We start from the raw sequence: 11,975 nt of genomic DNA on the forward strand, positions 1-11,975 counted from the left end.
TTCAGGACTGGCGGATAGCAATCGCCAGCAGGCTGGCTCCCACAGTTGCTTCGGGTGTTGGAGTTATTGCGCGGTAGCTTTGAGGCCAGTAAGGAGCAACCGCTGAAACAGGTCTTCCTTCAGACCTTCCGGATCAGTGAGCTGCATGCGCGCCAGATGCTCCGGATACAGCGAAGCCTCAGGCGCATCCAGCGCTGCCTTGCCCAACTCCAGAATCTCGGTCAGCTTGAACTTGCTCTTGAGCCAGTTCAGCGCCCGCAACAGATCCTTTTCGACCTCCGTGAAATCGCAGCCCAGCGGATACTCCGGAAACAGGTTCGGATGCCGTGCGGCAATCGCCTGCAAGCGTTGCGGGGTGTTGTCGGTAAAGCGCGGATCGAGACGGAAATCCTTCGGCAGCTTGCCGACCTTCTGCGCCTGCTCGATCAGGCCCTGCTGGAAGCGCGAGTCGCTGATGTTCAACAGCGCTTCGATCACCACCGCATCCGATTTGCCGCGCAAATCGGCGATACCGTACTCGGTGACCACAATGTCGCGCAGGTGCCGCGGAATCGTGCAATGGCCGTACTCCCAGACAATGTTCGAACTGACATCGCCGCCGGATTCGCGCCAGCTGCGCAGCAGCAGGATCGAGCGCGCATCGTGCAGCGCATGGCCCTGGGCAACGAAGTTGTACTGGCCGCCGACGCCGCTGAGCACCCGCCCGTCTTCCAGTTGATCCGCCACCCCGGCGCCCAGCAGGGTAATGGTGAATACGGTGTTGATGAATCGCGCATCCAGACGCTGCAGGCGCTTGAGCTCTTCCTGACCGTACAGCTCGTTGATGTAGCTGATGCGGGTCATGTTGAATTCGAGGCGTTTGCTCAGCGGTAACTCACGCAAGCGTTCATAGAAACTGCGCGGCCCGAGGAAGAAACCGCCATGGATCGAGATGCCATCGGTTTGCGCCGCTTCGTCGAGGGTCCCGGCGTTGGCCCGCTCCTGAGTCTGTACATCCGGGTAAACCTTGCGCCGGATGATCCCGGCTTCGGCCAGTACCAGCAGGCCGTTGACGAACATTTCGCTGCAACCGTACAAGCCTTTGGCGAAGGGTTCGATGCCGCCCTCGCGTTCGATCAACTGCGCCCATTGGCTGAGGTTCACATCGGCCAGCAAGTCCTGGTATCCGGCGTTGTCGGCCTGACGCGCCAGCAACGCGGCGGTCAGCGCATCGCCCATCGAGCCGATACCGATCTGCAAAGTACCGCCATCGCGCACCAAGGTGCTGGCGTGCAAACCGATGAAATGATCCTGAAAGCCGACAGGCATGTTCGGCGTGGAAAACAGCGTGCTGCTGTCCTTCTCGTCGATCAGCAGGTCGAAGGTATCGATGTCGACTTCGGCGTCGCCCGGCATGTACGGCAGCTCGGTGTGCACCTGGCCGACCAGCAGAATGGTCTCCCCCGCCGCCCGGCGTTTGGCGATCATCGGGAACAGGTCGAGGGTGATGTCCGGGTTGCAGCTCAGGCTAAGACGATCCGGATGTTCGCTGCTGCTGGCGAGCAACTGCGCCACCAGGTTCAGGCCGGCGGCGTTGATGTCGCGGGCGGCGTGGCTGTAATTACTGCTGACGTAATCCTGCTGGGCCGGCGCGCTGTTGAGCAGGCTGCCCGGCTGCATGAAGAACTGCTCGATGCGGATGTTGGCCGGCAGGCTATCGCGGTGCAGATCGGCGAGGAATTCCAGTTCTGGGTAATCACCGAACACCCGCTCGACGAAGGGCTCGATGAAGCGCTTCTGCAAACCATCGCCCAGCGTCGGGCGGCCGAGGCACAGGGCGGTGTAGATCGTCAGCTGCCGTTCGGGCAACCCGGCCACCCGCCGGTACAGCGCGTTGACGAAAGGATTGGGTTTGCCCAGCCCCAGCGGCAGGCCCATGTGGATATGCGCCGGCAACCGCGCCAGCACGTCGTCCACTGCCTGTTCGATCGAACACAACTGCACCATCTGAAGCCTCCTGCCCGTTCCGTGAATAGGGGTAGACCGAGCTTGCCGGGGATTTACTTCAGAGGGAAGGCAATTAGTGCGAAAAAAATAGAAGAGTGCGATGTTTGGTGCAAGCACATCCAAAAAACATTCAACAATAACAATGCATTAACGATACCGAGAGAATCATCACACAAGCCTGTAGCCTCTTTCCCACATTGATTCCAATTTAATCGCGCAGAACTTCAGGACACTTCTGAATTGAAGTTATCTGAGTTCCAGCTAGCATTAAAAACGTAACACTTCGTTAGCAATCAATGCCTTTAGACCAACATAAATTTATCCGAACAATTTATGGAGATCGACTTTTTAGCAATCCGTAGTGCGTGGACACGCATTCTAAATTCAAGCGAACCGATATCAACGTTGGCAATTCAAGCATTCAGCAACTTGAGTGCAGCCAGCAGCGGTTCGCCCATGCGCTAGTTGCTGCTCACAATGTTGGCAAGGATGCTGCTACGCGACTTACATGTAGTCATGAGCCAGGGGCGGTCAATACGTGCCGCCCTTTCACTTGCTTCAGGATTTTTATATTGAAAACGCCGATTGAATTTTTAACTGAGCCCTTGAACCGCCACCGAAGCCTGACCACAGACTGCCCGGTATGGCCATACCTGCCTTACTATATTTACCATATCGAAAATAAACTTCCAAAAGCATCCGGAAGCGCCCTGGAAACTCAGCCAGGTTCACTACTCGGTTTCATTGGTTTGATTGACCGTAACTACGAGCTTCCATTTCGTCCGCACCAAATGGAATTTATCAAACCATGAAAAGCAATCTAATACTTTGCTGCTTCGGCCTGGGCGTCTCAGCTCTAACAAGCGCATCGCCTTACTTAATCGGAAATTCAATTAATTTATACCTATCCCACGATCGCTTATATTTATATGTGCTCGCTGGTGCTTCGCTTTTCATCATCGCGACGCCACCCTTGAAACTAGCAGCCAACATATATCTACAAAAGACTTCTGCCAAGACAAGGTACATTCTGAAAAAAACAATTTTAACTCGCCTGGGAAGCAAAGCATCCATACATACAAGAAACCCAGGTGAGCAGATCGAACTCATCGACGGAGATGTTGACGGCTCTTTGTATCTATACCATTCGGTTTTCTTTGACACCTCACTCAACTTCAGCATCATAATCTTCGCATTGATTATAACGACTCACTATCATCCACTTTTGGCGCTCGCCCCCCTTAGCGGCCTGATATATGCCTCAGCTGCATATTTTATAACCCGGAGAAACAGCGCCACCCTTTTTGAAGAATATGTAAAAGAAAACACCGTTACAATAGGGGCAATCTGTGCGCATTTATACAATGCCGAACCATACAACGACAGAGTCAAGCTGAGCATCAAACACATTGAACGCCTCGCTTTTCGTTCAAGCCTGAAAGCATCATCCTTCGAATCCATTTCGGGAACATGCTATTTGGTAGCGATAGTTTTTTTATTCTTGATATCTGCTCACTTATTAAGCGAAAGCACTTTGACAACAGGCGCTATCTTTGCCTCAGCCATCTACCTCGAACGTGTGCTCAGCCCGACAACTTCGCTTCTATCCATATACTATTCAAGCAGAGAGGCCGCTTATCGCCGCCACCGGATTCTAAGCTACAAATTGCAGTATGAGGGGCATTAAATTATGTTTATGTGCTTGCAAAAAAATTTAATATTATTTTTATTTTCAACAATGTGCCTGACTTTAGCAGCTGTATGCCAATTGCTAATACCATCGATCGTTGCCAAGGGACTTACAGCTCTCAGTAGTGGTGCTTTCAGCACTAATCTGTACCTAGTTCTCACCACTATTTTTTTAGCGAAGCTCGCAATGCAAACTCTGGGTAACTCAATGGCAGCGCTTATGGAAGCAAAATCTCGCTTTTTACTCATTAATTTCGTTGTGCATGATAAAAGGCCTTATCCGTTAAGCTTTCGCGTGACGATGATCAAAGAAGATGCCGAGAAAATTGCTTCAGTCCTTCATGACTCAACTCATCTGGCAGGATCTTGTATTTTGACTTTTGCCACAGCCTATATCTTACTTCGTGAAAACGCTTATTTTTTCATCCCTCTGATACTCATCACTGCGTTGACTTGCGTGCAGTTGATATATGCCAAACCCAAAATCCAGAGTCTGTATAAAGCCGAAATGGTCAATGAAGACCTGTATAAGGAATCACTCATCAGCACTTTCAGCTCCCCCACAATTGATGACCAAAATTCTCAAGCACTTATCACCAGCTGTAATGAACGTCTGAAGAATACAATACGAGCACGCTACAAATATCAAAAAGCCAACGCCATTCAATGCTTCTGGCCGGAAATGGCGATCTCGGCCGGGACAGTATCGGTCGTTATTTTCAGCGCCACTGCTACGCCTGAATTATTCGGCGAGCGTCTTATTGCCTGCCTTGGTTACGTCGGAATTTTTACCATGGCTAGCACGAGCTCAATAAGACTTGGCATAACGATGATTGGAGTAAGGGTATCCGTCAGTAGAATATTCGGGGAGCACCAATATGAATGATTTATTCATCCAGCAGATACGACTAAAGCCAGACAGAGTGGCGGCTCATTTTTTACGCGACCTTTTTCCGCTTCCATTCAGTAACAGAATTACCGTATTTATCGGAGAAAATGGTTCTGGAAAGTCCACCCTGCTTGAAGCACTTGCCATCAGTTTGGGATGCAATCCAGAAGGCGGTGGGAAGAACTTTAATTTCTCGACCGAGAACACTCACTCGAATATGCACGAAGCCCTGACGCTTTCAAAAGGCTACCGAAAGGAGAAGGACGTTTTTTTCTACAGAGCAGAAACCTTCTATAACTTGAACACTGCGATCCGCAAGCTTGACGCAGAGGCGAGCTTTGATCCCGAAATAAAGGCCTACTACGGCGGCGAGGATATGCATTGCATGTCGCACGGTGAAGCAATGGAGGCGCTGTTTCGAAACCGATTCAAAGCCCAGGGACTGTACGTTCTAGATGAACCGGAAGCGTCGTTATCCCCATTGAGGCAATTGGTGTTCATCAACCGAGTAATGGAGCTATCGCGCAAGGGTGCACAGTTCATCATTGCCACTCACTCACCGCTCATTATGTCGATCCCGGGATGTGATCTGAGACAGATTTCGGAAGGGCGCTCCGAAGCAATAGCCCCAGCAGATACTGATGCTTACGCGGTGTACAAAGCCGTGCTGAATTCTTCCGGTGCCTTTATCGCGAAAAGCACACAGTGATATTGCAGACAAAAAAACCGTCCGAAGACGGTTTTTTTTTCGTCAGAAGCGCGGCTTATTTCAGGCCGGACATCTTCTGAATCGCGCCCTTGAGCTCTTCATCGGAGCAGTCGGCGCAGGTGCCTTTTGGCGGCATCGAGTTGATGCCGGTGATGGCCTTGGCCAGGATGCCGTCGAGGCCGCCCTGGTGGTCGGCGCGCTCTTTCCAGGCCGCGGTGTCACCGATTTTCGGTGCGCCCAACAGGCCGGAGCCGTGGCAAGCGTTGCAATGTTTGGCAATCACTTCGTCCGGCGTCTTGGCGCCACCACCGCCGCCTGCCGAAGCAGCGACTTCCATCCCCTTGCACTCTTGCCCTTGAACACACACCTGGCCCACCGGCTCGAGGCGCTTGGCAATGTCGTCATTCGTCGCAGCTTGAGCGCTGACAGCCCAGAGGGCCAGTACGGTTGCTGGTGCAGCCAGCATTTTCATAATTAGGTTCACGCGTTCACCCTCAATGGTGGCTATTCACGCCTGCGGCCACGGTTCGCAGGCGGGCGCAAGTATAGCGGTTAGCCCGCTTCACTGAAACAACCCCAAATTCGAAGGGGTTATATCGCGCTGTGGAAAAACGTTTCGGGTGCCTTCGCCGTATGGCCTGGCGCCTCTTGGTTTAAAAATTCGCCGGCGTGGCTGCGCTGATTAGTCGCGCCGGTGCATCGAACGGATTACGGAAACGATGCGGCTTGGTACTTTCAAAGTAGTAGCTGTCGCCGGCTTCGAGGATAAAAGTTTCAAGGCCTACCACCAGTTCCAGGCGCCCTTCCACCAGAATCCCGGTTTCCTCGCCTTCGTGGGTGAGCATTTCTTCGCCGGTGTCGGCGCCCGGCGGGTAGATTTCATTGAGGAACGCGATGGCCCGACTCGGGTGCGCGCGGCCGACCAGCTTCATGGTCACGGCGCCGTCGGAAATGTCGATCAGCTCGTTGGCCTTGTAGACGATCTGGGTCGGTTTTTCCTGCAGGATCTCTTCGGAAAAGAACTCGACCATGGACATGGGAATCCCGCCCAGAACCTTCCTCAGCGAACTGATCGAAGGGCTGACGCTGTTCTTTTCGATCATCGAAATGGTGCTGTTGGTGACGCCCGCGCGCTTGGCGAGTTCACGCTGGGAAAGCCCTTTGAGCTTGCGGATCGATTGCAGTCGTTCACCGACGTCCAAGGCTGGAGCCTCCTGATGTTGTAGAAATATTGAGCGTTATCATGGCGACAGCGTTCAGTATTTACAACACTTGGGCCCCGCTAGCGCTTCAACCCTCGGAATAGAGCCTTGGCACCCGGCGCAGGTTGCAGAAGATCTGGTACGGAATGGTGTCCGCCCACTTCGCCACATCGCTGGCGAGGATGTTCTTGCCCCACAGCTCGACGGTCGAACCGAGGCCGGCCTGCGGTACGTCAGTCAGGTCGATGCACAGCATGTCCATCGACACCCGCCCAAGAATGCGGCTGCGCTGGCCGGCCACCAGCACCGGGGTGCCGGTCGGCGCCTGACGCGGATAACCGTCGGCATAACCCATGGCGACCACGCCGATGCGCATCGGTTTGTCGGTGATGAACTTCGCGCCGTAACCCACCGGTTCGCCGGCCGGCAGTTCACGCACGCTGATAACTTTCGATTCCAGCGTCATCACCGGCTGCAGGCGCTCGGCCACGGCGTTGGCTTCTTCGAACGGGGTGGCGCCGTAGAGCATGATGCCCGGACGCACCCAGTCGCTTTGAATCTGCGGCCAGCCCAGCACCGCCGGCGAGTTGCGCAGGCTGACTTCAGCCGCCAGGCCCTGACGCGCAGCTTCGAATACTGCAACCTGATCGGCGCTGCTCTGCTCGTGCAGCTCATCGGCCCGGGCGAAGTGGCTCATCAGCACGACTTTCGCCACGTTGCCGCTGGCCAGCAAACGCTGGTAAGCCGCCGGGTAATCCTTCGGATGCAGGCCCACGCGGTGCATACCCGAATCGAGCTTCAGCCACACGGTGATCGGTTTGCTCAACGCTGCCTGCTCGATCGCTTCGAGCTGCCACAGCGAATGCACCACGCACCAGAAATCGTGCTCGACGATCAGCGCCAGCTCATCGGCCTCGAAAAAACCTTCAAGCAGCAGCACTGGCGCGCGAATCCCGGCAGCACGCAGCTCCAGGGCTTCTTCGATGCACGCCACCGCGAAGCCGTCCGCTTCAGCCTCCAGCGCCTGGGCGCAACGCACCGCGCCATGGCCGTAGGCATCGGCCTTGATCACCGCCAGTGCCTTGGCACCGGTGACTTCACGGGCGATACGGTAGTTGTGACGCAGGGCTTGAAGATCGATCAGGGCACGGGCAGGACGCATGGCAGCAGACTTCTTGGCGGTCATGGGAATAAAAACCGGCGCTGGCTGACGGCGTGAACCGCCAACAGCACCGGGAGAGGGATCTTTACAACGGGTTACGGCAGCGCGGCGACGATGGAGATCTCGACCAGGATGCTCGGCTTGGCCATCTTCGCTTCAACCGTGGCACGGGCCGGGGCGGCGCCTTTGGGCAGCCATTGATCCCACACCGAATTCATGCCGGCAAAGTGCGCCTCGATGTCGTTCAGGTAGATCGTCGCCGACAGCAGGTGCTGTTTGTCGGTGCCGGCCAGATCGAGCAGTCGCTCGATGTTGGCGAGGACGTCGCGGGTCTGCTGTTCGACACCGGCGTTGAAGTCATCGCCGACCTGCCCGGACAGATACACCGTACCGTTGTGGCTGACGATCTGACTCATGCGCTCATTGGTGAGCTGGCGCTGGATTGCCATGCTTTGCGGACTCCTGGGTGGTGTTGCCATAACGGGAAATATCGAGGCCTTCGGCGCTGATCTGTGGCTTTTTCTTCGCCATCAGGTCAGCCAGCAAGCGACCGGAGCCGCACGCCATGGTCCAGCCGAGGGTGCCGTGACCGGTGTTCAGGAACAGGTTCTTGAACGGGGTGGCGCCGACGATCGGCGTGCCATCCGGGGTGGTTGGACGCAGGCCGGTCCAGAAACTCGCTTCGGCCAGATTGCCGCCCTGAGGATAAAGGTCGTTGACGATCATCTCCAGGGTTTCGCGCCGACGCGGGTTCAGCGACAGGTCAAAACCGGCGATCTCCGCCATGCCGCCGACGCGGATGCGGTTGTCGAAACGGGTGATCGCGACCTTGTAGGTCTCGTCGAGAATGGTCGACGTCGGGGCCATGGTCGGGTTGGTGATCGGCACAGTCAGCGAGTAGCCCTTCAACGGATACACCGGGGCCTTGATGCCCAGCGGCTTGAGCAGTTGCGGCGAGTAGCTGCCGAGGGCGAGTACGTAGCGGTCGGCGGTTTCCAGCTTGCCGTCGACCCACACGCCGTTGATGCGGTCACCGGCGAAGTCGAGGCGCTGGAGGTCCTGGCCGAAACGGAATTCCACGCCCAGTTGGGTGGCCATTTCGGCGAGGCGGGTGGTGAAGATCTGGCAGTCGCCAGTCTGGTCGTTCGGCAGGCGCAGGGCACCGGCGAGGATGTCGGTGACACCCGCCAGCGCCGGTTCGACGCGGGCAATGCCGGCGCGGTCGAGGACTTCGAACGGCACGCCGGATTCTTTCAGTACGGCGATGTCCTTGGCGGCGTTATCCAGTTGTGCCTGGGTGCGGAACAACTGGGTGGTGCCGAGGCTGCGGCCTTCATAGGCGATGCCGGTTTCGGCGCGCAGTTCGTCGAGGCAGTCGCGGCTGTACTCGGACAGACGCACCATGCGCTCCTTGTTCACCGCGTAACGGTTGGCGGTGCAGTTGCGCAGCATCTGCGCCATCCACAGGTACTGGTCGATGTCGGCGGTGGCCTTGATCGCCAGCGGCGCGTGGCGTTGCAGCAGCCACTTGATGGCTTTGAGGGGTACGCCCGGCGCAGCCCACGGCGAGGCGTAGCCTGGCGAGACCTGGCCGGCGTTGGCGAAACTGGTCTCCATGGCCGCGGCGGGCTGCCGGTCGACCACCACCACTTCAAACCCGGCACGGGCCAGATAGTAAGCACTGGCGGTACCGATGACGCCGCTACCCAAGACCATAACGCGCATTTTGTATCCCTCATCGCGGCGTGCCGCGTACGTCTGTTGTTAGAGCAATGATGCGCGCAGTGTAAAAAAGATTTGCCAGTGCTTTTCACTGTATAAGCGCCTATATTTGGCGACAATTCTCGGCAAAAACCCTTTTCACGGAGGCGCATCCCCTATGCGTACCAACACTCAGACCAAACGTGAGCTGGACAAGATCGACCGCAACATCTTGCGGATCCTGCAGGCGGACGGGCGGATTTCATTCACCGAACTGGGCGAAAAGGTCGGGCTCTCCACCACGCCGTGTACCGAGCGGGTACGGCGCCTGGAGCGCGAGGGGATCATCATGGGCTACAACGCCCGCCTGAATCCGCAGCACTTGAAGGGTAGTCTGCTGGTGTTCGTCGAGATCAGCCTCGACTACAAATCCGGCGATACTTTCGAAGAGTTCCGACGTGCGGTGCTGAAATTGCCCCACGTGCTGGAGTGCCACCTGGTATCAGGGGATTTCGACTATCTGGTGAAGGCGCGGATTTCCGAGATGGCCTCGTACCGCAAGCTGCTGGGCGACATCCTGCTCAAGCTGCCGCATGTGCGCGAATCCAAGAGCTACATCGTGATGGAAGAAGTGAAAGAGAGCCTGAGCCTGCCGATTCCGGACTGATCGCTCAGACCAGTACCTGCCCACTGGATCGTTCCCACGCTCCGCGTTCGGCTTTGGAAGGGACGCGGAGCGTCCCGGGCTGCGTTCCCACGCAGAGCGTGGGAACGATCAGAGTCAGACCAGCACTTGCCGGTTTTCAGCCATGTACTCGAACACCTGCTTCTCGACCCGTGGGTGAATCAGTTCCACCGGTCGCCGGCCGTTGGGGCACGGCAAGGTCTGGGTGGTGCCGAACAAACGGCAGATCAGCGGCCGCTCGTCATACACCGTGCAGCCATTCGGCCCCAAATGCACACAGTTGAGCTCTTCCATGGCCGCGTCTTGTTCGGCGCGGGTCTTGCGCGGCAGGCGGGACATTTCCTCAGGCGAGGTGGTCACGGGCCCGCAACAGTCATGACAGCCCGGCACGCATTCGAACGTGGGAATCTGCTGACGCAGGGTGCGGATTTTCTGACTGTTGCAGCTCATTGCAGAGGTAACCGGAGCGAAATAGGCGGCAATTGTGCCGCAAAAGCCATGATCCAGACACCACGGGGCGACCAATGTTGCCCGGCCTCGGGCCTGCGGCTTATGCTCCGTCAAATTTTCTCGACACCCGCTCAGGATGACGCCCATGAATGCCCGCGCCCAAGCCACCGCGAGCCAACCCCACGTTGCCTCTTATTACGCCGCCAGCAGCCTGCCGCAACCCGACCATCCGGTGCTGCAAGGTGAACTGATCGCCGACGTGTGCGTAGTCGGCGGCGGTTTCTCCGGGCTGAACACCGCGCTGGAACTGGCTGAACGGGGCTTGAGCGTGGTGTTGCTGGAAGCGCACCGGATCGGCTGGGGCGCCAGCGGCCGCAACGGCGGGCAGTTGATTCGCGGGGTCGGTCACGGCCTCGATCAATTCGCCAACGTGATCGGCGCCGACGGCGTACGTCAGATGAAACTCATGGGCCTGGAAGCGGTGGAAATCGTCCGCCAGCGCGTCGAAAAATTTCAGATCCCCTGCGACCTGACCTGGGGTTACTGCGACCTTGCCAACAAACCCTCCGACCTGGAAGGTTTTGCCGAAGACGCCGAAGAGCTGCGCAGCCTCGGTTACCGCTACGAAACCCGTCTGCTGCAAGCGAACGAAATGCACACAGTGGTTGGCTCTAACCGCTACGTCGGCGGCTTGATCGATATGGGATCTGGTCATTTGCACCCGCTGAACCTGGCACTCGGCGAAGCCGCAGCAGCGCAGCAACTGGGGGTGAAGCTGTTCGAGCAATCGGCGGTCACTCGCATCGACTATGGCCCGGAAGTCCGGGTGCATACAGCGCAAGGTTCGGTGCGGGCGAAGACCCTGGTGCTGGGCTGCAACGCCTATCTCAACAATCTGAATCCGCAACTCAGCGGCAAGGTGCTGCCGGCCGGCAGCTACATCATCGCCACCGAACCGCTGAGCGAAGAACAGGCCCACGCCCTGCTGCCACAGAACATGGCGGTCTGCGACCAGCGGGTGGCGCTGGATTACTACCGGCTCTCGGCAGATCGTCGCCTGCTGTTCGGCGGCGCCTGCCATTACTCGGGGCGTGACCCAAAAGACATCGGCGCGTACATGCGGCCCAAAATGCTGGAAGTGTTTCCGCAACTGGCCTCGGTAAAGATCGATTATCAGTGGGGCGGGATGATCGGTATCGGCGCCAACCGTCTGCCGCAGATTGGCCGGCTCGCGGAGCAGCCGAACGTGTATTACGCCCAGGCCTATTCCGGCCACGGCGTGAATGCCACGCACCTGGCGGGCAAGCTGCTGGCCGAGGCTATCAGCGGCCAGCACAGCGGTGGCTTCGAACTGTTCGCCAAAGTGCCACACATCACATTCCCCGGCGGCAAGCATCTGCGTTCGCCGCTGTTGGCGTTGGGGATGTTGTGGCATCGGCTCAAAGAGTTGGTCTGAGATCGTTCCCACGCTCTGCGTGGGAATGCATCCAGTGACGCTCTGC

At 57.1% G+C, this 11,975-nt stretch carries 13 protein-coding genes; 6 read left to right on the top strand and 7 right to left on the bottom strand.

Annotated features, from left to right (window positions below; all coding sequences use genetic code 11):
* Positions 1-63 precede the first annotated feature (63 nt).
* Positions 64-1,986: an acetyl-CoA hydrolase/transferase C-terminal domain-containing protein gene (locus ACM6JM_RS20550; protein WP_414882418.1), complete on the bottom strand. Its 1,923-nt coding sequence runs from the start codon at positions 1,984-1,986 to the stop codon at positions 64-66.
* A 572-nt stretch (positions 1,987-2,558) separates the two neighbouring features.
* Here ACM6JM_RS20550 and ACM6JM_RS20555 point away from each other — a divergent pair.
* The 4 genes from ACM6JM_RS20555 to ACM6JM_RS20570 all read left to right on the top strand — a co-directional run bounded on the left by ACM6JM_RS20555 (position 2,559) and on the right by ACM6JM_RS20570 (position 5,273).
* Positions 2,559-2,798 carry a hypothetical protein gene (locus tag ACM6JM_RS20555; protein ID WP_146040478.1) on the top strand — a complete coding sequence of 80 codons (240 nt, stop codon included), beginning with the start codon at positions 2,559-2,561 and terminating at the stop codon, positions 2,796-2,798.
* A complete protein-coding gene (locus tag ACM6JM_RS20560) occupies positions 2,795-3,673 on the top strand; it encodes a hypothetical protein (RefSeq protein WP_207273885.1) in 879 nt (292 codons plus the stop codon). Before ACM6JM_RS20555 ends, ACM6JM_RS20560 begins: the two co-directional genes overlap by 4 nt.
* Positions 3,674-3,862: 189 nt before the next feature.
* Positions 3,863-4,561: a hypothetical protein gene (locus ACM6JM_RS20565; RefSeq protein WP_074690001.1), complete on the top strand. Its 699-nt coding sequence runs from the start codon at positions 3,863-3,865 to the stop codon at positions 4,559-4,561.
* A complete protein-coding gene (locus ACM6JM_RS20570; RefSeq protein WP_074689999.1) occupies positions 4,554-5,273 on the top strand; it encodes an AAA family ATPase in 720 nt (239 codons plus the stop codon). Before ACM6JM_RS20565 ends, ACM6JM_RS20570 begins: the two co-directional genes overlap by 8 nt.
* A gap of 55 nt (positions 5,274-5,328) precedes the next feature.
* On the opposite strand, the gene ACM6JM_RS20575 is transcribed toward ACM6JM_RS20570, so the two are convergent.
* The 5 genes from ACM6JM_RS20575 to dadA form a co-directional block, all read right to left on the bottom strand.
* Complete coding sequence (locus ACM6JM_RS20575; protein WP_039765242.1) at positions 5,329-5,745, bottom strand: c-type cytochrome; 417 nt, start codon at positions 5,743-5,745, stop codon at positions 5,329-5,331.
* Between the two features lie 181 nt (positions 5,746-5,926).
* Positions 5,927-6,475, bottom strand: coding sequence for a cupin domain-containing protein (locus tag ACM6JM_RS20580; RefSeq protein ID WP_003229444.1), 549 nt, complete (start codon positions 6,473-6,475; stop codon positions 5,927-5,929).
* A gap of 88 nt (positions 6,476-6,563) precedes the next feature.
* Positions 6,564-7,637 carry an alanine racemase gene (gene alr / locus ACM6JM_RS20585; protein ID WP_414882419.1) on the bottom strand — a complete coding sequence of 358 codons (1,074 nt, stop codon included), beginning with the start codon at positions 7,635-7,637 and terminating at the stop codon, positions 6,564-6,566.
* Positions 7,638-7,732: 95 nt separating this feature from the next.
* On the bottom strand, positions 7,733-8,086 hold the full coding sequence (locus ACM6JM_RS20590; protein ID WP_039765240.1) for a RidA family protein: 354 nt from the start codon (positions 8,084-8,086) through the stop codon (positions 7,733-7,735).
* Positions 8,058-9,362, bottom strand: a complete 1,305-nt coding sequence (gene dadA / locus ACM6JM_RS20595; RefSeq protein WP_414882420.1) for a D-amino acid dehydrogenase — start codon at positions 9,360-9,362, stop codon at positions 8,058-8,060. Before dadA ends, ACM6JM_RS20590 begins: the two co-directional genes overlap by 29 nt.
* Positions 9,363-9,516: 154 nt before the next feature.
* On the opposite strand from dadA, the gene ACM6JM_RS20600 reads away from it, so the two are divergent.
* Positions 9,517-10,005: an Lrp/AsnC ligand binding domain-containing protein gene (locus ACM6JM_RS20600; protein ID WP_003177284.1), complete on the top strand. Its 489-nt coding sequence runs from the start codon at positions 9,517-9,519 to the stop codon at positions 10,003-10,005.
* 114 nt (positions 10,006-10,119) lie between these two features.
* Here ACM6JM_RS20600 and ACM6JM_RS20605 read toward each other — a convergent pair whose 3' ends face one another.
* On the bottom strand, positions 10,120-10,473 hold the full coding sequence (locus tag ACM6JM_RS20605; protein WP_007954485.1) for a YkgJ family cysteine cluster protein: 354 nt from the start codon (positions 10,471-10,473) through the stop codon (positions 10,120-10,122).
* 145 nt (positions 10,474-10,618) lie between these two features.
* Here ACM6JM_RS20605 and ACM6JM_RS20610 point away from each other — a divergent pair, with 145 nt between their 5' ends.
* Positions 10,619-11,929: an NAD(P)/FAD-dependent oxidoreductase gene (locus ACM6JM_RS20610; protein ID WP_414882421.1), complete on the top strand. Its 1,311-nt coding sequence runs from the start codon at positions 10,619-10,621 to the stop codon at positions 11,927-11,929.
* Positions 11,930-11,975: the final 46 nt, after the last annotated feature.

This window comes from Pseudomonas sp. IT-P2, assembly GCF_949767575.1.
Classification (GTDB): domain Bacteria; phylum Pseudomonadota; class Gammaproteobacteria; order Pseudomonadales; family Pseudomonadaceae; genus Aquipseudomonas; species Aquipseudomonas pharyngis.

Coding starts and splice junctions, on each gene's coding strand:
- ACM6JM_RS20550 (WP_414882418.1), bottom strand. CDS start 1,986: ATGGTGCAGTTGTGTTCGATCGAACAGGCAGTGGACGACGTGCTGGCG.
- ACM6JM_RS20560 (WP_207273885.1), top strand. CDS start 2,795: ATGAAAAGCAATCTAATACTTTGCTGCTTCGGCCTGGGCGTCTCAGCT.
- ACM6JM_RS20565 (WP_074690001.1), top strand. CDS start 3,863: ATGCAAACTCTGGGTAACTCAATGGCAGCGCTTATGGAAGCAAAATCT.
- ACM6JM_RS20570 (WP_074689999.1), top strand. CDS start 4,554: ATGAATGATTTATTCATCCAGCAGATACGACTAAAGCCAGACAGAGTG.
- ACM6JM_RS20575 (WP_039765242.1), bottom strand. CDS start 5,745: ATGAAAATGCTGGCTGCACCAGCAACCGTACTGGCCCTCTGGGCTGTC.
- alr (WP_414882419.1), bottom strand. CDS start 7,637: ATGCGTCCTGCCCGTGCCCTGATCGATCTTCAAGCCCTGCGTCACAAC.
- ACM6JM_RS20590 (WP_039765240.1), bottom strand. CDS start 8,086: ATGGCAATCCAGCGCCAGCTCACCAATGAGCGCATGAGTCAGATCGTC.
- dadA (WP_414882420.1), bottom strand. CDS start 9,362: ATGCGCGTTATGGTCTTGGGTAGCGGCGTCATCGGTACCGCCAGTGCT.
- ACM6JM_RS20600 (WP_003177284.1), top strand. CDS start 9,517: ATGCGTACCAACACTCAGACCAAACGTGAGCTGGACAAGATCGACCGC.
- ACM6JM_RS20605 (WP_007954485.1), bottom strand. CDS start 10,473: ATGAGCTGCAACAGTCAGAAAATCCGCACCCTGCGTCAGCAGATTCCC.
- ACM6JM_RS20610 (WP_414882421.1), top strand. CDS start 10,619: ATGAATGCCCGCGCCCAAGCCACCGCGAGCCAACCCCACGTTGCCTCT.